The organism is Pseudomonas sp. OG7, assembly GCF_014192825.1.
GTDB classification, from domain to species: Bacteria; Pseudomonadota; Gammaproteobacteria; order Pseudomonadales; family Pseudomonadaceae; genus Aquipseudomonas; species Aquipseudomonas monteilii.
In genome coordinates this window covers 201,966-221,920 of record NZ_JACHYK010000002.1, presented here as the reverse complement: position 1 = coordinate 221,920, position 19,955 = coordinate 201,966, and the positions used below count along the sequence as shown (strand labels likewise).

The following is a 19,955-nucleotide window of genomic DNA, read 5'->3' as shown; positions in this document are numbered from 1 at the left end:
GGGTGCGAAGTTCCAATGCACTGCTTCAGCGGTAGGGAGGCTGACCGGCTGACCGTTGCAGTTGAACATTGCGCGGGGCTTGAGCTCTCACTAGCAGAGATAGAACGAGGCGGCCGTCATGAGCATCGAACGCAGCATTCCTGAACTTGAAGCCTGGTACGCGCAGTACGACGACATCAGCTACCGGCGCGAATCGCCGGACGCCTACTACCATGAACTGGTTCGCACCGCCGAGGCGCTGCGGGACGATGGTGCCATTGACTGGGATGACTGGTTGGCGCTGAAGGCACTGGCCGACGAGGCACATATTCGGGCACTGGAAGATGCCGTGCAGGCTCACGTGAGTGACCCTGACGCATGAAAGCGCTGAAGATCGCCACCTTCAATATCAATGGCATCCGCAGCCGCCTGCCCGCGCTGTTGGCCTGGCTGGAGCGGGAGCAGCCGGACATTGCGTGTTTGCAGGAACTAAAGGCGGCCGATCAGCAATTTCCTCGCCAAGCCATCGAAGCGGCAGGTTATGGCTGCCTGTATCAGGGGCAACCCTCCTGGAATGGCGTGGCGATCCTGGCGCGCGATAGTGAGCCGCTGGAGGTACGGCGCGGGCTGCCCGGCATGCAGGACGATGAGCAGAGCCGCTATCTGGAAGCTGCGGTGCACGGTGTACTGGTGAGCTGCCTTTACCTGCCCAATGGCAACCCGCAACCCGGCCCCAAGTTCGATTACAAACTGCGCTGGTTCCAGTGCCTGATCAAGCATGCCCAAACACTGCAGGGCAGCCACCATCCTGCGGTGTTGGCGGGCGATTTCAATGTGGTGCCCACCGATCTGGACATCTATAACCCGCGCTCATGGCTCAAGGACGCGCTGCTGCAACCTGAATCGCGGGCGTGTTTCGAACAATTGCTGGCGCAGGGCTGGGTCGATGCTGTGCGTCACCTGTATCCCGAGCAGCGCATCTACACATTCTGGGACTATTTTCGCAATCATTGGGCGCGCAATGCCGGGCTGCGCATTGATCATCTGCTGCTCAACCCCAGTCTCAGCCCTTACTTGAAGCGGGCGGGCGTGGATGCCTGGGTGCGCAACGAAGCCAAGGCCAGTGATCATGCGCCGGTCTGGATCCAGTTGAGCGGGCGTCGAAAGCAATGCTAGAGGGGCACGACCTTCCGCTTATCCCTGCCCATAGCATAAGTGTGGTCACGCCGTCGCTTCCAGTTGTGTATTTTTTCGCCACCCTCGCAGATTCATGGCGCAGAGACAGAATTGAAGGATGATCAATGCCCACGCTTCTGCTTGCCAGCCCCACACGGCCCACAATACGTTGCTTGCAATAAAGCAGCAGAAACCTGCCTTCCTCCGCCCCGGACGGCGCGAACCGATGCACCACGCTGCCAGCACGGTCATCAACATCGCAGGCCATTCAAGTAACCCAATCCAATAATCCATGACACCTTCCGACTGATGGTGGGGTATGTGAAGCTGATTACCTGCCAGCGGCCTGAGCGCTGGCAGGTGATCGCTTGACTAAGCTGCTCGCTGCTCGCTCTTGAGCATCTTTTTCTGCATTTCCATGGTTTGCCCAAGCTCCTCGAGGGTGTCCTTGCTGAGCAGCTTCTTCGCGGTAGGGAAGAGCTCGCCTTCCTCTTCCTCGATGTGATGCTCCAGCAACTCTTTCATGACCTTGACCCGCCCCGCGAATTCGACGGTACCTGTGTCGGTATGCAGGAGGTCGGGTAAGACGAGGGCGTCGACAGTGCGGTGTTCTTCCTTGGCCTCGTAGTACATCTTCGCTTCTTCCTTGCCACCCGCTTGCTTGATGGCCGGGTAGAGTATTTCTTCCTCGAGCGCGGTGTGGATCTGCAACTCTTGCTCGATCCTGTGGAGTAACTCGGCCCGTTTCTTCACTGCGCGCTCGGTAGTGGTCGACAGCTCTTCGAGCAGCTTCTTCACGAGCTTGTGGTCCTGGATCAGTAAGTCGATAGCGTTCATGGCGTTCCTCGTCACGGATTAAATCAAGAACCTGCTCGTGGTGGAGTACACGCAGAAAGAAACGGTTCAATGCTTAAGATGGCTGGCATCCCCCTCAGGCGCGCTCGCCGAAGAAGCGAACGTGACCTCGCAATGAGACCACGCTCATTCCTCGGTACGCAGACCTCCTCTAGCTATCCCTGCGTCGTGAATGTGTGAGTGTGAAACCCACAAGGATTCCCAGCGCCGCTGCGCCGATCAGCAGTGGCGTTATGTTTTTTGGCTTCCTCCAGCCTCCGTCGATACCCCTCCTGCCATTCGAAGGCTCAAAGAGGGCCCCCGATGATTCTTTGGCTTTGGGACTGCGATTTATCCAAGCGCCACTATCAGGCACTTCTCGTTCCGTACCCGATGCACCGGGGGCAACTGGGACAATGGTGTCACTGGCCTCGATCCGTGATAGCTCAAGCGTGGTGCCATCGACCAGAGTCAACGTCAGCCCTTCGACCGTGCCTGCCTCCCGGTTTGGAAAAACGGGTTCACCTGCGGCATCCAGGCTGTCGTAGATGAAGCGGGTACCTTCAAGCCAGCCCACGGCGGTGAGAAGCTCAGGGCCGAGATAATACTTCCCGTCCTGGAAGAAGCCTGGAAACTGATGAGCGCGCTCCACGTTTTCCACGCGATAGCGTTCGCCTGATTTCATGCCTGTCGCTTGATCGATCATGTTGAAAACCCCTGTAAGTGGCGCTCAGAACTGTCAGCCTTTGCTGTATTCGTCGGAAGTGGGCCCTGAGTGCCGGGTGCAGCGCCTGGCACGAGGATGACCTTGCGGCAGTTTTCCTGCTTCTGATCGAACATCTTGTAGCCCATGGCTGCTTCTTCGAGGGCCAGGCGGTGAGTGACGATCAATTCCGGTTGTAGACGTCCTGCTTCGATGTGTTCCAGCAGTTCAGGTAGGTATTTCTGAACATGGGTCTGGCCCATCTTGAAGGTAAGGCCCTTGTCGAACGCGTCGCCGAACATGAACCCGTGAATGAAGCCCGCGTACACACCGGGCACACTCACGACGCCGCCACGCCGCACGGCAGCAATGCTCTGGCGCAATGCTTTGCCACTGCTGCCTTCAATCTTCAGGGCCGTCATTACCGTTTCGGCAGTGCTGCCCTTGGCCTCGAAACCGACCGCGTCGATCACCGCATCGACTCCGCGCATGCCTGGCGTCTGCCGGATGATGCTGTCGGCTGGATCGTCGTCCTGCTCGAAATTGATCGGTATGACCCCGTAAGCTTCGCGGGCGTAGACCAAGCGGTAATCGTTGTCATCGACCATGAAGATGGTCTGAGCGCCGAGCATTCGCGCACAGGCGGCGCTCAGCAAACCCACCGGCCCGGCGCCGTAGATCGCCACCGACGACCCTTGGCCTATTTCGGCATTGATGACGGCCTGCCAAGCGGTCGGCAGGATGTCAGAGAGAAACAGTACCTTGTCATCGGCCAGCTCGGTGGGCACTTTGAACGGGCCAATGTTGCCCTTGGGCACCCTGACGTAGTCCGCTTGGCCGCCTGGGATACCGCCATAGAGATGGCTGTATCCGAACAGCGCTGCGCCCGGGGGAATGCGCTTCTTGTTGATGATCGCGCCCCGCCCCGTGTTGGTGGTTTCGCAGGCAGCAAACAGGTCGTGCTGGCAGAAGAAGCAACTGCCGCAAGCGATTACGAAAGGAATCACTACGCGGTCGCCGACCTGGAGATTGGTGACTGCATTTCCAGTGTCCTCTACGATGCCCATGAATTCATGGCCGAAGATATCGCCAGCTTCGGTTTCAGGAATTTTGCCTCGGTAGAGGTGTAGGTCGGAGCCGCAAATGGCTGTGGCGGTGACCCTGAGGATGATGTCGTCGTCTTGCTCGATGATGGGATCAGGAACGTTGTCGACCCTGACGTCGTTTGCTCCGTGGTAAGTCAGTGCTCTCATGAAAGTCAGCTCCTGCAGCCGCGTATTTCCGTTATCGGTATGCAGGGGAAGCCACGGCGGACAGTAAAGTTCAGACCAACACGTCAGGCGGTACTGGTTTGCTGCGTACCCGAAAACAACGCGGGACGACAGAACCGCTAGAGAAGTCCGGCCCGGGTTGTCCCGAACCGGCGCCACGCAGGCGTTTATCGGGATTTAACTTGAACATTGCCACCGTTATGTCGGTCATCTAACGGACACACGGGCGATTTACGCTCGGCAAGGACCCTGCCGGATCCAGACCGGCCAACTTCAAGGGCAGCGCATGAAGGCAATGGACACTGCAACAGCGAAACGCAAAGGCATCAAGCTGCGCGCCACCATCATCTACCGCAAGGATGGTGAGGTTTTGTTCGTTCGCAAGCGCAAGGCCAAGTGGAACCTGCCGGGTGGCCGTGTCGAGCGAGACGAAACGCCGCTTGAGGCGGCTATGCGGGAGATGGCCGAGGAAACTGGCCTCGCGTTCGACGAGCTTCGTTACCTCACGATGTTCCGGGAGGACAAGGTCATCCATTATCTGTTCGAAGCCCGAAAGGCCGACGATAAGCCACGCCCTCGAAACGAGATCGAGGCTTGCCGTTGGATCAAGGCCAGGGATGTGGCGAAGCGCCGAGTAAGGCGCCCGATCAAGACCCTCCTGAAACGCTGCGCCTGATCATCCCAAGCCGTATCACATCACTTTGTCGAGCGTGATCGGGAATTCCCTCACCCGTTTGCCTGTGGCATGGTAGACCGCGTTGGCCACCGCAGCGGCCACCCCGACGACGCCGATTTCGCCCACGCCCTTGGACCCCAGTTCGTTGACAATGTCATCGTGCTCTTCAACGAAGATCACTTCGATATCCCCGCAGTCTGCATTGACCGGGATGTGGTACTCCGCCAGGTTGTGATTGACGATGCGGCCCAACCGGTGGTCGGTCAACGCTGCTTCGTGCAGGGCCATGCCCACCCCCCAGACCACGCCCCCCAGGATCTGGCTGCGTGCGGTTTTGGGGTTTATCACACGGCCTGCCGCTACAGCGCTGACCACTCGGGCTACCTTGATCGTGCCAAGGTCCTCGTCGACGTGGACTTCCACGAATACCGCCGAATGGGTGGCGGTGGAGAACGGTTGGCGCCTGGCGCCGGGCTCTGCGTTGATCTGCACTTCGAACGCACCGTCGGGGGCGCTGGCGACGATGTCTGCCATGGCCAGGCGATGACTGCCCGCGTGCAAATAGCCATCGGCGAAAACGAACTGCTGCCGGGGTGTGCTGGCCACTTGGGGGTACATGTTGCGCGCATGTTCCAGCACCTTGGTGCGCAGAACATGGCAGGCCTGGCGCACGGCCGAGCCCACCGAAGACACCGTGAACGAGCCGCCCTGAAGCGGTGCGGTGGGCAGTGAGGAGTCACCCAGCATGAAGGTGACGTCCTGCACCCTCGCGCCGGCAGCGTCGGCGGCGATCTGAGTCATGACGGTATAGGTGCCGGTCCCGATATCGGTGGTGGCACTGCTGACGGTAAGGTGGCCCCGGGCATCGATGCGCGCCTTGGCACTGGCCTTCATCTGCATGGCTTCCCAGACGCCGCCAGCCATCCCCCAGCCGACTAACTGGTTGCCACTGCGCATGCTGCGCGGTTGCGGATTGCGACCATGCCAGCCAAAGCGTTCGGCACCGTGCTGATAGCACGCCAGCAATTCCTTGCTGGAGTAGGGCTTGCCTTCGTTGGCATTGTTGTCGGTGAAATTACGCCGGCGCAGGTCAAGCGGGTCAACCCGGGCTGCACAGGCGAGCTCATCCATGGCGCACTCCAGCGCAATCATCCCGGACGCGGCCCCAGGTGCCCGCATGTCCAGCGGGGTGTACACATCGAGCGAGGCCAGGCGGTAACTGAGCGCAACGTTATCGCACTGGTAAAGCATGCCGCTCCATTCGACCAGGTGTTCGGTGAAGTCCTCGAAGCGGGAGGTCTGGCCAAGCGCATCATGAGCGATCGCCAGCAAGCGCCCGTTTGCGTCTGCACCCAGGCGCATGCGTTGCTCGGTGCGGGGCCGGTAGCCAAAGGTGAACATCTGCTGGCGGGTCAGGGTGACGCGCACCGAGCGCTTCAGGTGCAACGCCGCCATCACTGCCAGCGGCAACTGGTACTGCGGGCGCAAGCCCGAGCCGAAGGCGCCGCCGACGAACGCCGCGCGCACACGAATGTTTGCCTTGGGCAGGCCGAAGACCTTGTGCAGGTAGTCCTGGCAGTTCTGCGTACCTTGGGTCTTGTCGTGGATTTCCAGAGTGCCGTCGGCCTTGTAGTGCACGGTCGAGGCATGGGGCTCCATTGGGTTGTGGTGTTCGTTGGCCGTCAGGTAGGTGGCATCCACCTGCAGAGGCGCCCCGGCAAACTGCCCGGCGAAGTCGCCACGCGGCGCCGGTGTTTCGGCGGGTGCCGCATGCGATTGATGGCATGCGCCCAGATCTGTCTGGTGAGCCTCCTGGGCATAGTCGATTTTGATCAGCGAGCCTGCATAGCGGGCCAGTTCGAGGGTTTCGGCGATCACCAGCGCCAACGGTTGCCCGCTGTAGAGCACTCGATCATTGAACAAGGGCCGAAACGGCGAGCCCTCGGCAGGGTCGGCATCGCTGTAGTCGTCGTCATAACTGGAGATAGGCGGACGATGGCCATGGTCGAGCACGGCGATAACCCCGGGCACGCGCATGGCCAGCGAGCTGTCGATTTCGAGAACACGACCGCGCGCGATGGTACTGGACACGACGCTGCCGTGCAGCAGGCCCGTCTCGGGGTATTCGCCCGCATAGCGGGCCTGCCCGGTGACCTTCGCCACACCGTCCACGCGGTCCAGGGGCGTGCCGACTACGGGTGTGCTTGTGATCATGGTCGTGCCCCCCCGTTAGCGGCGCCGCGCGCCGCGTCATCCAATGCCCGCACGATTGCTCGCTGAGCGAGCGTCACCTTGAAACCGTTGTGGCTCAGGGGTTGTGCACCTTGCAGCAACGTTTGCGCGGCGCGGTTGAAGAGCGCTTTTGAAGGCACCTGGCCGGCCAGCAGGCGCTCCACAACCGGGTCCCGCCAGGGTTTGTGGGCAACGCCGCCCAGCGCCAGGCGCGCCTGCTGGATCACTTCGCCATCGAAGGTCAAGGCTGCAGCGACTGACACCAGCGCGAACGCGTAGGAGGCGCGGTCGCGTATTTTCAGGTAACGGTAATGGTGTTCGAACACCGGGGGTGGCAGCTCGATGCCTGTCACGAGCTCATCGAATGCCAGGTTATTGTCGCGCTCGGGGGTGTCTGCGGGCAGGCGATGGAAATCCGCGAAGGGTATCTGCCGTTCACCGGACGGCCCCTGTACGTGCACCACGGCTTCGAGCGCAGCCAATGCCACGCACATGTCCGAGGGATGGGTCGCGACACAGGCATCGCTGGCACCGAGAATGGCATGGATGCGGTTCATGCCTGTACGCGCAGGGCATCCGCTGCCAGGTTCACGTTTGTTGCAGGGGGTGCCGGTGTCGTAGAAGTAGTAGCAGCGGGTACGTTGTAGCAAGTTGCCACCGGTGCTGGCCATGTTCCTCAACTGCGGCGATGCCCCCGCCAGGACCGCGTCTGACAACAGTGGATAATGCCGCTCGATCAGCGGGTGCCATGCCAGGTCGGCATTGCTCACCCTTGCACCGATCAGTACGCCGCCGCCAGGGGTGGCGTGAATACCGTTCAGCCCAAGGCCGGAGATGTCGATCAGGCGCGCGGGGCGAACCACGTTTTCCTTCATCAGGTCGACCAGGTTGGTGCCCCCGGCGATGAAGTGCGAGCAGGCGTCAGCCAGGTTCACCGCTTCGCTGACTGAGGCGGGCTTGTGGTAGCTGAAGGGCGTCATGGGTGCTGCCCTCGTTGTGCCTTGGCCCCATTCGTCATCGACGGTAAGGCTTCTTCCACGGCTGCGACGATGTTGCCGTAGGCACCGCAGCGGCAAAGATTGCCGCTCATCTGCTCGCGAATGGCCTCGCGGGTGTCGGCACGTCCCTCGTGAACCAGCCCGACCGCAGAGCAGATCTGCCCTGGGGTGCAGTAACCGCACTGGAATGCATCGTGGGTGATGAAGGCGCGCTGCATGGGGTGCAGGTCGTCGCCACTGGCCAGCCCTTCGATGGTCACCAGGTCGGCCCCGTCGCACATGATGGCCAAGGTCAGGCAGGCATTGACGCGCTTTCCATCGCGCAGCACCGTGCAGGCGCCGCATTGGCCATGGTCGCAGCCTTTCTTGGTGCCGATCAGGTCCAATTGCTCACGCAGCAGGTCGAGCAAGGTGACCCAAGGATGCACCTGCAGTGTTCGGGGCTGACCATTAAGGGTCAGACAGATGGGGTGCTCCGCAGCCCCGTTTGAAGCGATCGCGGTCATGGTAGGTCCTCACGGTCAGGGTTCGCGCACTTTGCTGCGTCTCTTTTGTGCGACCGGGCCGGCAGATCAAACGTTCAGCCGGATCGCCGGGGTGCCGATCACTTCTTGCTTGACCAGCGCGCGCCAGGTTTCTACCTTGTCGCGCCAGCGCCGGTCAGTCTTGTGCTCAAGCAACGGCAACAGTGCGCGCAATGTTTCGCTGGCGTCGCCGACCAGGTTGACCTCCATCGGGTAGCGCAGGCTGAGCATGTCGGGTTGCAGGTCGATCTGCACGCCTCGCGCCTGGCCTTCCCTCGGCGAAAACTCGGAATAGGGAAAGCCGGAGCCGATCATCAGCAAGGTGTCGCAGTCGCTCATCAGCTGATAACTGGGTTCGGTGCCGGGGAGGCCGATCGACCCGGTGACCCATGGGAGGTCGTCCGGCAGCACAGCCTTGCCCAGTAGCGCTTTGGCCACCCCGGCGCCGAGTGTTTCGGCAATTGCAACGACCTGCTCTGTCGCCTGCAGTGCGCCGGCACCCACCAGTATCGCCACCTTGTGCCCGGCATTGAGCACCTCGGCGGTTCGTTGTAGGGGAAGTCCTGCAGGTCGTTGGGCAGGATGACAGCGGTGACGCGGCGTTCGCCGACGGCCGTACGCACCGCACGGTCGAGCAGGTGGCGCACCTGCTCGGGGGTCGATGCCTGCTGAACGAACGCACCGGCAACGTCCTTGAACATCGACAGCAGGTCCAGCTCCTGCTGGTAGTGCCCACCTAATGCCGCCCGGGCCGGATGTGGCCATGCACACACCGAGCTCGCCGGTGAACTTGGCATGGGCGCTGGCCATGAAGGCTGCTCAGGCCAGAATGTCTACGTCAGACTCATTTCGTCAAATGCTAAGTTCCGGCCTGACGGGGCCTTGCTCAAGCACGTATCTATACGAGTTTCATACAGAGCCCGGACGTTCACTACTCGGCTTTTTGATCCTGATCAAGTGTGGCAAAGCTGCCAGTGCTAGTGTCCAGCTTAGTTTCGCCACGGGTTGTGCAGATGATCTGGCTCTAAAACCATCAAAGCAGGTTGCTACACATTACCCTGGTGCTATTGGTGCTGGTCTTCGGGGGTGCGGCAGGTCATGGCTGTTCTACCCAGTGCATGACTCCGCAGTAGCCCATAAGGATGTCGCTATGAGTCTGGAGGAGCATGCACACCCGTTTAAACATCTGGAGATCGCCATGTACATCACTACCAGACCGCTTGTCGCCGCACTGCTGATCGGCAGCCCGCTTCTTGCCGTGGCTGTCGATGAACACCACCCCGATCAGGCTCCGGCGGGCGCCCAAAGCCAGTCGGCGTCAGCCCAGGGCCAGGAAAAGGTCATGGCCGAACAGGTACAAAGGATGCAGGCCATTCACGACAGGATCGCTGCCGCCAAGACCCCGGAGGAGCGCCAGGCGGCCATGCATGACGGCATGCAGGCGATGAAGGATGGACTGGGCATGATGCAAAACGGTTGTGCCGGAAAGGGCATGGGTATGCACATGAAGATGATGGACCCAAAGATGATGGAAATGATGATGAAAATGTTGGATCAGCAGGCCGGCATGATGAGTTCGCCATCCAACATGAAAGACATGCCCATGCAGCGCTCCATGGAGCCGCCAGCCCCGAAGCCAGCCCAATAATCATCCGCCGCGGTTCCGGTTCCGGCCTTGCCCTGCGGAGCGCAAGCGTTCCTGGCAAGGCCTCTCAATATGATGATTATGTTGTTAGGCAATAATGTCGTTGGTAGAGGGCCTGCTGATACAACCTCAAATCACAAGCCCCAGCCACATTGCTCCGAGGATGATCAGTTGGCCGGGAACAAGGTATCGCGCAAAACTGAAGCCGCCGTTGGTCAGGGCCAATATACATTTGGTCAACGTGTTTCCGGACAACGCCAGCAAGCCTGGTATTACCAGACTCTCCACACTTAGCCTGCCGACAATGACCAGTGAGGCCACCGAGGCAATTGCTGCATGAGCATCGCCCATACCGCTGACGAAGGCCGCTATATTCACGCCATTGTGGCCAAGATGCTGAAGAAGAAATGCCGAGAACAAGGCGATGCAGGTCAGGGCGACGGTAATGATTAGAGCTGTCCAGAGGCTGAAGGCCCCGTCACCCCGATGTGCTGGCGAGCCTCCGGAGGTGGCACGCCAGGGTGCCAGCAGTAATACACCATAAACCACGGTGATCAAGGCGCCGAGCCCGATCGATGGTACGAATGGTTTCAGCAGGCGTCGGTCGACGATAGCCAGCACCAGGGCGAATTGCGTGATGCTGGCGAGGTTGGACAGCACCGCTGCCGAGGCGAAGGATCTGGCAGCCGCCTGCTGCCGTCGAGCCTCGTGTGCCAACAGCGCGATAGTGGCAGAGCTTGAGGCAAAGCCTGACGCGATTGCGCTCATCGGCAAGCCATAACGCGGGCCCATCAGGCGCATGGCAATATGGCCTAATGCCCCAACGGTCATCAGCAAGACCGCCAGGGTACAGATCGTGCGAGGGTTTACCACACCGTAAGGTCCCAGGAAACGGTTCGGTGTCAATGGCAGTACCACCAGTGCTATCGTCAACAGCATCAAACCATCGCGCACTTCTTCTTCGCTTAGTTGTTGCAGCACGAAATGATGTAATTCACGCTGCAGTGCCAGCAGCACGGTCAGCACCACGCCTACCGCCGTAGCAAGTTCGGGTTCGCTCAAGCTTAGCGCGCCCAGCGTCAGCACCAGTAGCAGGGCGATTTCGCTGGTGACTTCGGGGTCTTTGTCGGCATGTTTGCGGTAATGCATGCACAGCATCAGCACCAGGCCAATGCTGGCGACCCCGACCAGCACCGGTCCGGCCAGCAACATGCTGACGTAGCCCAGCAGGGCGGTGATGGCGAACGTCCTCAGGCCGGCGGCGGCATGGTCTTCATTGCGGCCTTTCTTGCGCTCGCGCTCAAGCCCCACCAGCATGCCGACGCCTAGCGCCACAGCGCCGTGGCTGACATTCATCGTGTCGAGCATGGCGCCTTCGGAGTGTCCTTGGGCGCGACTTCCGCGCCGCCTTGCTCGAGGGCTATCAAGGCTGGCAGATCGAGTATCTCGACAAGCCTGCCACGCATACTGACGATGCTTAGCGCACGCAAGCGGGCGACCGAACGACACACGGTCTCAAGACGAAGTCCCAGGTACGAAGCCATGTCCTCCCGGGACATGCGCAGCATGAAGCCGTGGGCAGAATAGCCCCGGCTGACGAAGCGCCGTGACAACCCCACCAGGAAGCTGGCCAGGCGCTGTTCGGCGGTAAGGTTGCACAGCATCAGCACCCGCTCATGCTCGCGTACGATTTCTCGGCTCATCAAACGGTTCAGGCTTTGCTGCAGGACGGGAAAGTCGCGTGCCAGTGCCTGCAACCGGCGATAGGGGACAGGGCAAACTTCGCTGTCTTCCAGAGCAATGGCGTCGCATACGTGATGCTCGGTTGCGATGGCGTCGAGCCCAAGCACATCGCCCGCCATCCAGAAGTTGATCACCACGCCCTGGCCTTCGGCGCTGTTCAGGCTGGTCTTGAAGCTGCCACAGCGCACGGCATAAAGCGTCGTCAGCGGATCGTTGGCGTTGAACAGCGCGGCGCCTTTGCGAATGCGCATGCGTGGTCCGATCAGTGCACCCAGGCAACTGTTGTCATACACGGGCAGACCGGTGGGCAAGCACAGCCCGCTGACACGGCACTCTGTGCACAGGGTTGCTAGCGGTTTGAGATGAATCGGGGTTGCCGGGCTCGACGCTGCAGGTTGGTCGAGCAAGGTCACTTCCAGTAGACCAGTCATTTTCAGGCCTCCTTCGCGCATCGTAGACCTGCCTGGGCAGCCATCCGTGCATTGGCTTTGCCAACGTTGCCCATATCTGGGCGTGGTGACCAGTCGGCGAGCATGTCCCGTGAATGGGGCGCGTTGAGGCGCGCATTCAACCGATCGACGAAAGCTTGCGCTTCGTTGGGCGTACTGAAGCTCACCCGGCAGTCGTCCATGCGGACCCACCAGCGATCCTGTTCAGGATTATTTTCGACGTAGATGTTCATGAAAGCCTCCAAAGAGCATGCATGCGCAAACCAACTGCAAATCCATGCGTAACGAAGGCATCCCTGCCGGCAACAGGGGGGGGTAGGGCGTGATGGCCATTTTCATCACGCCATCGCGCTGGTTGGCGAATGTCTCATGGGCAACTTCGATGGTTTTCATGTGCGCCATGACACGCCTCCGGGGCATTCGATGATTGTTGTTGGTGTGGGGTCAGATTGCGCCGTTAACGGCCAGAAGCTTTGACCAGCATCAAATTTCCGCGCAGTCGGCGTTGCCGTCTGTCCGCCCAGTAATTCAGTTGATAAACATCAAATCCGCCAGGTGCGGGTGATGGATGATCCAGCAACACTCACCAACCGCTGAGGTGTGCCATGGACAACCCGCAAAGACTTCTGCTGATCGCCTCGCCCCTGATGCGGCGCACCCCGGTCTACGACCGTGCGGCTGCGCTGGCCAAGGCCAAGGGCATGGCCCTGCATATCGTTGCTTTCGACTATCTCGAAGGCCTTGCCACGGCGGGCCTGGTCAATGACCAGGCACTGGCTGTGATGCGTGAAGGTTATGTTCAGCAACACCGTGCATGGCTGGAAACCCAAGCGCTTTCGATGCGCCGTAACGGGGTCACGGTCACCACCGAAGTGGTATGGGTGCAGCATCCGCTGGACGAGATCCTCGTCCATCTGCGCGAGCAGCCATTCGCCCTGCTCATCAAGGCCTTCGAGCATGAACCCTGGTGGGTGCGGGCGATGTTCACCTCGCTCGACATTCAGTTGCTGCGCGAAACCCGCATTCCCCTGCATCTGGTGCATCAGGCCAGCCACGCGCTGCCGCGCAAGATTCTGGCTGCCGTGGACCTGTCCCGCCCCGAGGACCAGTTCGAGGGGTTCAACGACCAGATCATCAGCGAAGCGCTGAAACTGGCATTACAGTGCAATGCCCAGATCGAACTGCTATATGCCTACGATCTAGGGTCCATGTACCTGGACTCAAGCGGCAGCCGCGAGCATTCGTTTCTGTTCGATTCCAACCTCGCCCAAACACTGCACGAGGCGCAAAGCGAGGCCTTCCAGGTACTCGCCGAACGCAACGGTATCGCCCCCGAACACCGCCACCTGCGCCTGGGAGACCCGGCCAAGGTGCTGGCGCTGTTCATGGAGAACAATGATATCGATGTACTGGTCATGGGCAGCTACCACCATCACGGCATTGGCTGGTTCATCGGTACCACTGCAGAGCGGGTGTTGCATCGGTTGTCCAGCAGCATGCTGGTGATTTCACCAGAGCATTCCCAAGGCTGAGAGACAAGGCCCGAGAGGGCCTTGTTTTCAGGTGCGAAGATCGAGTTCGTGGATGATTTCGCTGACATCGCCACCCACGTAGCGTGAGGCCCACCCCAGGGCCTTGGTCAGCCGGTGCATGGCGTAGTTGTTCGCCAGGTCCCTGGAGATCATGAAGTGAAAGCCATTGCGCTTTGCGGCTGCGATCAGGTGCTGCATCAGCAGCCGGCCCAGCCCCTTGCGTTGCCACTCTTCATTTACGGCTACGGCGCATTCGCACAGGAGGCTGCCGGGAACACTGGCATACCGACTGACCCCAATCTGGCGCAACTGCCCATCTGCATGGACCAGGGCAACGTAGGCTTCACGCTGGTGATGATCCACTGGCATATGCTGCGCATCCAGGCTCGGGGCACCGCCGCTGAGCCCGGCGATGAAGCGGAAACGCCGGGTCTCGAAGGCGATCGTGCTGAGAAAACGGCGGTCCCTTTCCCGGTCTTCCTCGCGCAGGGGGCGGATCAGCACAGCAGTGCCGTCAGAAAGCTTTTCGATCCAATGCTCGCATGCGTCTGGCTTTTCAGTCTGCTGCCTGTTCATGTCGCCTCCCGCTTATCTGGTCGATGCTTGCCAGAGCTTTTGTACCGTGCTGGGCGGCGCCGGTTCTGACAATCGTCAAGTTCAGGCTCGGCTGGTGGTTTTCTGATCTGTATCAAGCGCGAACAGGCCTGCTTTCGGACAATCGCCTACATCATCACGCCAGACGCGCAAGCCCGGAGGTTCGCCATGGGTCAATATCGACAACTGCTGGTGCTGCTCACCGAGCTCGACCCGCATTCGGCCGCGCTACGCCGGGCCCTGGCCCTGGCGCATGTCAGTGGTGCCAGTGTGCATGTACTGGGCTTGTTCGAACCGACGCAGGAGCACCTGCTGCGCGAAGAGCGATTGAACGAGGCCGATATCCAGCGTCAGTTCGACCACTACCGTGTGCGGCTGGCTGGGTTGGTCGAGCGTCACCGTGGCAGCGGCATCGCTTTGACGGTTGACAGCTTGCAGGCAGAGGACATCCGCAGCCAGGCCATCGACTACATCAGCGAACTGCAGCCTGATATGGTCATCAAGGACAGCGAAGCGACGCCAACCATGGTGCGCCTGTTCAGCACGCCCCTGGATTGCGCGTTGATGCGGGGCTTGAAGGGCATCATGCACTTCGTACCGGCGGCAGCAGCGTCACTGCCCCAACGCGTGCTGGTCGCCGTTGACACTTCCTTCAGCGAAACGCCCGAGGTCCAGGCGTCCTTCAACCGTGGCCTGATCCGCGCCGCGCAGGCGCTTGCACTGCAATGCGATGCGCAGTTGCACCTGCTCTCGGCCTACAACCTTACGGACGTGTTTGCTTCGGACATGAACGTCACCCAGGCGTGGATCGATGAGATGCGCAGTGCCCTGAAGGAGCCGTTCGACACCCTGGCAGACGCCGAGGGGGTCGCGGCGGAACGCCGCCACTTCATGGAAGGAGGCCCGGTCCAGGTGATTCGCGAGCAGGTCGCTGTGCTGGATATCGACGCGGTGGTCATGGGCGTCGTGCAGCCAAAGGGCCTGGAAAAACTGCTCGGCGACACCACCGAACGCATCGTCAGCCGCCCGCCGTGCAGCGTGCTGGCGGTTCACCCTCAAGCGGCCGAAACCCTGGAGCCCTAGCCATGCAACTGACCTTCCTCGGCGGGACCGGGACCGTGACCGGCAGCAAGTTCCTGCTGACCCGCGACAGCAGCCGCGTGCTGATCGACTGCGGACTGTTCCAAGGCTACAAGCAACTGCGCCTGCGCAACTGGGAACCGCTATCGGCGGCGCTGCGCGCGCTCGATGCCGTGGTGCTGACCCACGCCCACCTCGACCACAGCGGTTATCTTCCGGTGCTCGCGAAGGAAGGCTATACCGGGCCGATCTACGCTACGCCGGCCACCTGTGCCTTGGCCGAGATCCTGTTGCTCGATAGCGCCCGGCTGCAGGAAGAGCAGGCCGAGCATGCCAACCGACACGGCTATTCCAAGCATTCACCGGCACGCCCGCTTTACACCGCACAGGATGCAAAGCGCGCCTTGGCATTGTTCCGCCCTGTGGAGTTGCATCACCCGACCGTGATTGCGCCGGGGATGGAGCTGCTGTTGCGCACGGCTGGGCACATACTCGGCGCCGCGACGGTACAGATCAAGGTAGACGGCCAGACCGTGGTCTTCTCTGGCGACCTGGGCCGGCCACAAGACCCGATCATGCGCGCGCCGGAACTGATCAGGACGGCAGACGTGCTGCTGGTGGAGTCCACCTACGGCGATCGCCAGCATCCAACCGAGTCGACCGAGCAATTCCTGGCCCAGGTCATCAACCAGACCCTCCTGCGCCATGGCATAACCTTGGTGCCGTCGTTCGCCGTTGGCCGTGCCCAGTTGCTGATGTACTACCTGTACAAGCTCAAACGCGATGGCCTGATACCCGACATCCCTGTCTACCTCAACAGCCCTATGGCTACCGACGCAACCACCCTGTACCAACAGTTCAGGAGCGAGCATCGCTTGACGCCAGCGCAATGCGCTGCAATGTGCAGGGGCACGCATATCATCCGTACCGTCGATGAATCCCGGCATCTGGATCAGTTGCGTGAACCTGCGGTCATTATCGCCGCCAGTGGCATGGCGACCGGTGGACGGGTTTTGCACCATCTCAAGGCGCTGGCGCCCAACCCACGTAACAGCATCCTGTTCTCGGGTTTCCAGGCCGGTGGTACGCGCGGCGCCGATATCGTCGCCGGGGCGCGCAGTGTCCGCCTGCATGGCGAAGACGTGCCCATCCGGGCCCAGGTGCATGCCATGGAGAACCTGTCTGCGCATGCCGATGCCGACGAGATCATGGAGTGGCTGCGCGGATTCGCCCGCCCCCCTCGCCAGACCTACGTTATCCATGGTGAGCCGCACGCCGCCGACACGTTGCGGCGGCGGATCAGCATCGAGCTCGGTTGGCAGGTGTACGTGCCCGAGTATCAGGAAACCGTTGCCATTGACCCAGTGCGCTAGCCTGGGCCGGGAGGTTGTCATGGAAACACAAGCAAGGTCGAAAATCCGGGCCTGGATGCATCGGCCACGGGGGAGCCTGGGTTTGATCGTGGCCATCTTCGCGGTGCTCGCCGTGTTCGCTGCCTACCGGGCGTTGAGCCCGAACTGGCGCCTGCCGATGCAACATCCACTTGTGCTGCTGGCTTTGCTCGCCTTGTGCGTGGCGTTAGGCTGGGTGGTGCAGCGTGGCGTGAAACGCACGGTAGCCAAGACCATATTCAATGGCCACGCCACGGGCTGGCAGGCTCGGCTTGCTTTCCTGCGCTCGGTCACCCAGGAGTCAAACGTGCTTTTGGGCTTGTTGCTGTTCCTGGCGTTGCTCGCTGGCGGCACGCTTTGGCTGGCGGGGCGCTCGGTGGACCGTATCGTGGAGAATTGCACAGACAGCCTGCAGGCCCGGGTGAACACCCTTGAGGATGAAAAGCTCACGGCATTGGTCGGCAAGCCGGTGTGTACCTGCCTGGCGCAAACGTTTCTCGACCGCAATGGGGTGATACGCCTGGCCTTGTTCGAAACGCCGATGCGGGAAGTGAGCGCATACAAGGCGTTGACGGCAGACGATGAACAGCGTTGCCTCGAACAGTTCGACCTGCTGCCTGAAGAGGCCCGGGTGACGGTGCCTTGAATGGTAGTAGTGCTTGCCAGTAGCTGAAACGACCGGCGCCCGTCGCGGCGAACAGCACAGCGAAGGCGGGGGAATCTGGGGCGGGCAACTCGTGCGGATGGGTATGGCCGGAGGTTGTGTGGCTTGAAGCGGACGGGGCAGCACGGTGGCTGCCCCAGGCACTGGCGCAACGGCGCTTCAGGTCAGGTTGAGGCGATGGATGACCTGGGCCGGATCATCCGGATCGGTGCTGGTGGTGAATCCTGCCGCCTTGGCCAGGTCGCGCATCGCCAGGTTGGCGGCTGAGTCGATCGAGTACATCTGCCGCATGCCCTTTGCCCGGGCATGATCGGTCAGGTGCTTGAGCAACAGGCGGCCCAGTCCATGGTGCTGCCAGCTGTCAAGCACCGTCACGGCGCATTCGCATTCATCCTTGCCGGCAATGGCGGCATAACGCGATATGCCCACCTCCTGCAGTTCGCCGTCCACATGGGCGAGGGCGACATAGGCGGCTTGTCGGTCCTGGTCGACCGCCATCAACTGGTCGAGCATTGCCTCACCGGGCTCCTTGATCTGGCACAGGAAGCGAAAATGCCGCGATTGCGGTGACAGCCGTTCGATGAAGGCCCTTTCGCGCTCCCGGTCCTTGGCTTGCAGCGGCCTGATCAGTACGTGGGTGCCATTGTCGAGGGCTTCGATCCAATGCTCGCCCGCAGGCTTGGGAAACGAGGGGGCGGTGTATTGACGGGAGGGTTCTGTAGGAGCCATGGCAATGATCCTCGTGGGTCGGGAATGAACAATGGAGGTTCAGTTTCGACGCTCGACCCTTCGTGGACTTGATAGTTGTCAATTGCCCCGGTCGCCGGCCGCTGTCATCTGTCAGGCGGGGAACAACAGCGGATCATCCGGGCTGGCGCAACCCTTTGTCGGACAGCCAGAAGAGGCCAGGTGAACGCGCTAATTTGTATTAATACCCGCATGTAGAACAGCGGAGGCATGATCATGTCAGGCCCTCTGGATATGGGGGCAAGGCCCCATGTGAAGTGCCTTGCGTGTTCGTTGAGCCGGCTATGCCTACCCGCCAGCCTTAGTACCGACGAAGTGGACAAGCTGGAGCGAATCGTGCGCCGTAACCGGCCTTTGAAGAAGGGCGAATATCTGTTCAAGGCCGATGAGCCCATGGAGCATGTGTACGCCCTGCGTTCAGGGGCCATCAAGAGTTTCCTGCTCGATGCCGGGGGCAACGAGCGGGTTACCGGCTTCGTCCTGCCGGGGGAGATGCTTGGGCTGGACGCTATCGGTGCCTGGCATTACCGAAGCTATGCACTGGCGCTGGAGGTTTCGCCGGTGTGTTCCATCAGGCTGGATCAGCTCGTCGACCTGTCGGGGCAGATCCCTGGCTTGCGCTACCAGCTGTTGCATATGCTGAGCCTGGGGATTCAGAGTAAGGACGAACACTTGCGTTGCTGCCATGGGCGAGCCGAGCAGCGGCTTTCGATTTTCCTGCTCGGCATGTCGGAGCGCTATCACGAACGCGGTCTGCGCGCAGACGTCTTCAACCTGCCGATGTCCCGAGGTGATATCGCCAACTACCTGGACCTTACCCTGGAAACCGTCAGCCGGTTGTTCAGCCGTTTCACCCAGGCAGGGTTCGTGAAGTGCGTCGGGCGGGAAGTTCGATTGGTCGACTTGCAAGGCCTACTGAACCTCAGCCGGCTGGAGGAGCCCACTTGAGCGCAGCCAGAACCCTGTCGTAGCGTTGGACCGGCCCATCCAGAGGGAGTTGATCCCCCCAGGTTGGCCGAGGCATATGATCGGACCGCAGCCAGATGCGCTGGGGCGAAACTCCTTTTTGCCAACACATGCGCGCCGCCTGCCGGGCCACCTGAGCCGGCGCGCAACCATAGACCGTATCTGGCTGGAACTCTTGCAATTGATGTGTCAGTTGCCGCCATCCGCTGGAGCTGTCGCGCGGCGCTTTCGCTTGCTTGTGAAGCCACGCCCGGCATTCGTTGGGCAGGCGCTCCAGCGGCAAGCCGTCGTGCAGTAACCGCACCTGCACCCAAGGCAGCCAGCAGCGGATTTCATCCAGCATGCACAGTAACGCCAATATTCCTTCACCACGTGTGATCGCCAGTAGCCGTGCGCTCTGCAAGGGCACTGGCCAGGCACTACCCAAAGGGCCTGAATACCCCAGAAGCTCGCCTGGCTGCCCCAGAGGATGTGCGCTACGGGTCGTCACCAGAAACCGCCCATCCACCCCGGGCAGGCTGACGTAGCTGCAAGGCCAGCGCTCGGTACGATTGGCCAGCAGGCAATACTGACCTGGCATCGCCTCGCTGAACTGCGCGCTGCACAGTGCAAGGCGCAGGCACTGTTGAATGCCCGGGCCCGGTAGGGTTTCAAGCAAGCGGACACTTCTGCTGTCGTCCCGCTCCATAGTCGCCTCGATCTTGTCTGGCTGTGTCGCGCAGTTTTCAGGCTAACCGCATGCCAGAGCGGG

The 19,955-nt window shown here is 61.0% G+C and carries 22 protein-coding genes and 2 pseudogenes; 9 read left to right on the top strand and 15 right to left on the bottom strand.

Features of this window, described 5'->3' with window-relative positions; genetic code table 11:
- The first annotated feature begins 118 nt into the window (after positions 1-118).
- Both FHW75_RS05515 and xth read left to right on the top strand, forming a co-directional pair.
- Entirely contained in the window at positions 119-361 is a 243-nt protein-coding gene (locus FHW75_RS05515; RefSeq protein ID WP_016714210.1) for a hypothetical protein, read from the top strand.
- Positions 358-1,155: an exodeoxyribonuclease III gene (gene xth, locus FHW75_RS05510; protein ID WP_016714209.1), complete on the top strand. Its 798-nt coding sequence runs from the start codon at positions 358-360 to the stop codon at positions 1,153-1,155. Before FHW75_RS05515 ends, xth begins: the two co-directional genes overlap by 4 nt.
- Before the next feature lie 45 nt (positions 1,156-1,200).
- Here xth and FHW75_RS05505 read toward each other — a convergent pair whose 3' ends face one another.
- From FHW75_RS05505 to FHW75_RS05490, 4 genes and pseudogenes are all read right to left on the bottom strand, one after another.
- Positions 1,201-1,449, bottom strand: a complete 249-nt coding sequence (locus FHW75_RS05505) for a hypothetical protein (protein ID WP_080578119.1) — start codon at positions 1,447-1,449, stop codon at positions 1,201-1,203.
- 78 nt (positions 1,450-1,527) lie between these two features.
- Positions 1,528-1,992: a hemerythrin domain-containing protein gene (locus tag FHW75_RS05500; RefSeq protein ID WP_025753093.1), complete on the bottom strand. Its 465-nt coding sequence runs from the start codon at positions 1,990-1,992 to the stop codon at positions 1,528-1,530.
- 355 nt (positions 1,993-2,347) lie between these two features.
- Positions 2,348-2,695, bottom strand: a pseudogene (locus FHW75_RS05495) (short-chain dehydrogenase); the annotation flags it as partial.
- Positions 2,692-3,945: a zinc-dependent alcohol dehydrogenase gene (locus FHW75_RS05490; RefSeq protein ID WP_016714206.1), complete on the bottom strand. Its 1,254-nt coding sequence runs from the start codon at positions 3,943-3,945 to the stop codon at positions 2,692-2,694. The gene FHW75_RS05490 and the pseudogene FHW75_RS05495, both read right to left, overlap by 4 nt.
- A gap of 304 nt (positions 3,946-4,249) precedes the next feature.
- On the opposite strand from FHW75_RS05490, the gene FHW75_RS05485 reads away from it, so the two are divergent.
- Positions 4,250-4,639 (top strand): NUDIX domain-containing protein, encoded by a 390-nt coding sequence (locus tag FHW75_RS05485; RefSeq protein WP_050545243.1) that lies wholly within the window; start codon positions 4,250-4,252, stop codon positions 4,637-4,639.
- A gap of 15 nt (positions 4,640-4,654) precedes the next feature.
- On the opposite strand, the gene FHW75_RS05480 is transcribed toward FHW75_RS05485, so the two are convergent.
- The 4 genes and pseudogenes from FHW75_RS05480 to FHW75_RS05465 form a co-directional block, all read right to left on the bottom strand.
- The gene (locus FHW75_RS05480; protein WP_089230073.1) at positions 4,655-6,853 is read right to left on the bottom strand and encodes a xanthine dehydrogenase family protein molybdopterin-binding subunit; all 2,199 of its coding nucleotides are present in this window, start codon (positions 6,851-6,853) and stop codon (positions 4,655-4,657) included.
- Entirely contained in the window at positions 6,850-7,851 is a 1,002-nt protein-coding gene (locus FHW75_RS05475) for a xanthine dehydrogenase family protein subunit M (protein WP_019098243.1), read from the bottom strand. The genes FHW75_RS05480 and FHW75_RS05475 overlap by 4 nt, the downstream gene beginning before the upstream one ends.
- Positions 7,848-8,375, bottom strand: a complete 528-nt coding sequence (locus FHW75_RS05470; RefSeq protein ID WP_025753083.1) for a (2Fe-2S)-binding protein — start codon at positions 8,373-8,375, stop codon at positions 7,848-7,850. Before FHW75_RS05470 ends, FHW75_RS05475 begins: the two co-directional genes overlap by 4 nt.
- A 117-nt stretch (positions 8,376-8,492) precedes the next feature.
- Positions 8,493-9,212 (bottom strand): annotated as a pseudogene (locus FHW75_RS05465) (thiamine pyrophosphate-requiring protein); the annotation flags it as partial.
- 331 nt (positions 9,213-9,543) lie between these two features.
- Here FHW75_RS05465 and FHW75_RS05460 point away from each other — a divergent pair.
- Positions 9,544-10,041: a hypothetical protein gene (locus tag FHW75_RS05460; protein ID WP_089230074.1), complete on the top strand. Its 498-nt coding sequence runs from the start codon at positions 9,544-9,546 to the stop codon at positions 10,039-10,041.
- A gap of 126 nt (positions 10,042-10,167) precedes the next feature.
- Here FHW75_RS05460 and FHW75_RS05455 read toward each other — a convergent pair whose 3' ends face one another.
- From FHW75_RS05455 to FHW75_RS05440, 4 genes are read right to left on the bottom strand one after another with little or no spacing between them, the layout of a single operon-like run.
- Complete coding sequence (locus FHW75_RS05455) at positions 10,168-11,406, bottom strand: DUF4010 domain-containing protein (protein WP_025753079.1); 1,239 nt, start codon at positions 11,404-11,406, stop codon at positions 10,168-10,170.
- Positions 11,391-12,212: a helix-turn-helix domain-containing protein gene (locus FHW75_RS05450; protein WP_019098247.1), complete on the bottom strand. Its 822-nt coding sequence runs from the start codon at positions 12,210-12,212 to the stop codon at positions 11,391-11,393. Before FHW75_RS05450 ends, FHW75_RS05455 begins: the two co-directional genes overlap by 16 nt.
- A 2-nt stretch (positions 12,213-12,214) precedes the next feature.
- Positions 12,215-12,463: a hypothetical protein gene (locus tag FHW75_RS05445; protein ID WP_183673288.1), complete on the bottom strand. Its 249-nt coding sequence runs from the start codon at positions 12,461-12,463 to the stop codon at positions 12,215-12,217.
- Entirely contained in the window at positions 12,441-12,632 is a 192-nt protein-coding gene (locus FHW75_RS05440; protein WP_019098248.1) for a hypothetical protein, read from the bottom strand. The genes FHW75_RS05445 and FHW75_RS05440 overlap by 23 nt, the downstream gene beginning before the upstream one ends.
- Before the next feature lie 203 nt (positions 12,633-12,835).
- Between FHW75_RS05440 and FHW75_RS05435 the strand changes: the two genes are divergently transcribed.
- On the top strand, positions 12,836-13,762 hold the full coding sequence (locus FHW75_RS05435; RefSeq protein ID WP_027615182.1) for a universal stress protein: 927 nt from the start codon (positions 12,836-12,838) through the stop codon (positions 13,760-13,762).
- Positions 13,763-13,789: 27 nt separating this feature from the next.
- Here the strand turns inward: FHW75_RS05435 and FHW75_RS05430 are convergent, their stop codons facing one another.
- Positions 13,790-14,338 carry a GNAT family N-acetyltransferase gene (locus FHW75_RS05430; RefSeq protein ID WP_019098250.1) on the bottom strand — a complete coding sequence of 183 codons (549 nt, stop codon included), beginning with the start codon at positions 14,336-14,338 and terminating at the stop codon, positions 13,790-13,792.
- 186 nt (positions 14,339-14,524) lie between these two features.
- On the opposite strand from FHW75_RS05430, the gene FHW75_RS05425 reads away from it, so the two are divergent.
- From FHW75_RS05425 to FHW75_RS05415, 3 genes are read left to right on the top strand one after another with little or no spacing between them, the layout of a single operon-like run.
- Complete coding sequence (locus FHW75_RS05425; RefSeq protein ID WP_084297100.1) at positions 14,525-15,439, top strand: universal stress protein; 915 nt, start codon at positions 14,525-14,527, stop codon at positions 15,437-15,439.
- Between the two features lie 2 nt (positions 15,440-15,441).
- Positions 15,442-16,809 carry an MBL fold metallo-hydrolase RNA specificity domain-containing protein gene (locus FHW75_RS05420; protein WP_025753070.1) on the top strand — a complete coding sequence of 456 codons (1,368 nt, stop codon included), beginning with the start codon at positions 15,442-15,444 and terminating at the stop codon, positions 16,807-16,809.
- 55 nt (positions 16,810-16,864) lie between these two features.
- Entirely contained in the window at positions 16,865-17,473 is a 609-nt protein-coding gene (locus FHW75_RS05415) for a hypothetical protein (protein ID WP_019098252.1), read from the top strand.
- 177 nt (positions 17,474-17,650) lie between these two features.
- Here the strand turns inward: FHW75_RS05415 and FHW75_RS05410 are convergent, their stop codons facing one another.
- A complete protein-coding gene (locus FHW75_RS05410) occupies positions 17,651-18,220 on the bottom strand; it encodes a GNAT family N-acetyltransferase (protein ID WP_019098253.1) in 570 nt (189 codons plus the stop codon).
- A gap of 234 nt (positions 18,221-18,454) precedes the next feature.
- Between FHW75_RS05410 and FHW75_RS05405 the strand changes: the two genes are divergently transcribed.
- Positions 18,455-19,186 (top strand): helix-turn-helix domain-containing protein, encoded by a 732-nt coding sequence (locus FHW75_RS05405; protein ID WP_183673286.1) that lies wholly within the window; start codon positions 18,455-18,457, stop codon positions 19,184-19,186.
- On the opposite strand, the gene FHW75_RS05400 is transcribed toward FHW75_RS05405, so the two are convergent.
- Complete coding sequence (locus FHW75_RS05400) at positions 19,161-19,892, bottom strand: hypothetical protein (protein WP_019098255.1); 732 nt, start codon at positions 19,890-19,892, stop codon at positions 19,161-19,163. The genes FHW75_RS05405 and FHW75_RS05400 overlap by 26 nt on opposite strands.
- Between the last annotated feature and the right edge of the window lie 63 nt (positions 19,893-19,955).

Excerpts from the sequence above, each read along its gene's own strand:
- FHW75_RS05515 (WP_016714210.1), top strand. The coding sequence starts at position 119 with ATGAGCATCGAACGCAGCATTCCTGAACTTGAAGCCTGGTACGCGCAG.
- xth (WP_016714209.1), top strand. The coding sequence starts at position 358 with ATGAAAGCGCTGAAGATCGCCACCTTCAATATCAATGGCATCCGCAGC.
- FHW75_RS05505 (WP_080578119.1), bottom strand. The coding sequence starts at position 1,449 with ATGGATTATTGGATTGGGTTACTTGAATGGCCTGCGATGTTGATGACC.
- FHW75_RS05500 (WP_025753093.1), bottom strand. The coding sequence starts at position 1,992 with ATGAACGCTATCGACTTACTGATCCAGGACCACAAGCTCGTGAAGAAG.
- FHW75_RS05490 (WP_016714206.1), bottom strand. The coding sequence starts at position 3,945 with ATGAGAGCACTGACTTACCACGGAGCAAACGACGTCAGGGTCGACAAC.
- FHW75_RS05485 (WP_050545243.1), top strand. The coding sequence starts at position 4,250 with ATGAAGGCAATGGACACTGCAACAGCGAAACGCAAAGGCATCAAGCTG.
- FHW75_RS05480 (WP_089230073.1), bottom strand. The coding sequence starts at position 6,853 with ATGATCACAAGCACACCCGTAGTCGGCACGCCCCTGGACCGCGTGGAC.
- FHW75_RS05475 (WP_019098243.1), bottom strand. The coding sequence starts at position 7,851 with ATGACGCCCTTCAGCTACCACAAGCCCGCCTCAGTCAGCGAAGCGGTG.
- FHW75_RS05470 (WP_025753083.1), bottom strand. The coding sequence starts at position 8,375 with ATGACCGCGATCGCTTCAAACGGGGCTGCGGAGCACCCCATCTGTCTG.
- FHW75_RS05460 (WP_089230074.1), top strand. The coding sequence starts at position 9,544 with ATGAGTCTGGAGGAGCATGCACACCCGTTTAAACATCTGGAGATCGCC.
- FHW75_RS05455 (WP_025753079.1), bottom strand. The coding sequence starts at position 11,406 with ATGCTCGACACGATGAATGTCAGCCACGGCGCTGTGGCGCTAGGCGTC.
- FHW75_RS05450 (WP_019098247.1), bottom strand. The coding sequence starts at position 12,212 with ATGACTGGTCTACTGGAAGTGACCTTGCTCGACCAACCTGCAGCGTCG.
- FHW75_RS05445 (WP_183673288.1), bottom strand. The coding sequence starts at position 12,463 with ATGAACATCTACGTCGAAAATAATCCTGAACAGGATCGCTGGTGGGTC.
- FHW75_RS05440 (WP_019098248.1), bottom strand. The coding sequence starts at position 12,632 with ATGGCGCACATGAAAACCATCGAAGTTGCCCATGAGACATTCGCCAAC.
- FHW75_RS05435 (WP_027615182.1), top strand. The coding sequence starts at position 12,836 with ATGGACAACCCGCAAAGACTTCTGCTGATCGCCTCGCCCCTGATGCGG.
- FHW75_RS05430 (WP_019098250.1), bottom strand. The coding sequence starts at position 14,338 with ATGAACAGGCAGCAGACTGAAAAGCCAGACGCATGCGAGCATTGGATC.
- FHW75_RS05425 (WP_084297100.1), top strand. The coding sequence starts at position 14,525 with ATGGGTCAATATCGACAACTGCTGGTGCTGCTCACCGAGCTCGACCCG.
- FHW75_RS05420 (WP_025753070.1), top strand. The coding sequence starts at position 15,442 with ATGCAACTGACCTTCCTCGGCGGGACCGGGACCGTGACCGGCAGCAAG.
- FHW75_RS05415 (WP_019098252.1), top strand. The coding sequence starts at position 16,865 with ATGCATCGGCCACGGGGGAGCCTGGGTTTGATCGTGGCCATCTTCGCG.
- FHW75_RS05410 (WP_019098253.1), bottom strand. The coding sequence starts at position 18,220 with ATGGCTCCTACAGAACCCTCCCGTCAATACACCGCCCCCTCGTTTCCC.
- FHW75_RS05405 (WP_183673286.1), top strand. The coding sequence starts at position 18,455 with ATGTCAGGCCCTCTGGATATGGGGGCAAGGCCCCATGTGAAGTGCCTT.
- FHW75_RS05400 (WP_019098255.1), bottom strand. The coding sequence starts at position 19,892 with ATGGAGCGGGACGACAGCAGAAGTGTCCGCTTGCTTGAAACCCTACCG.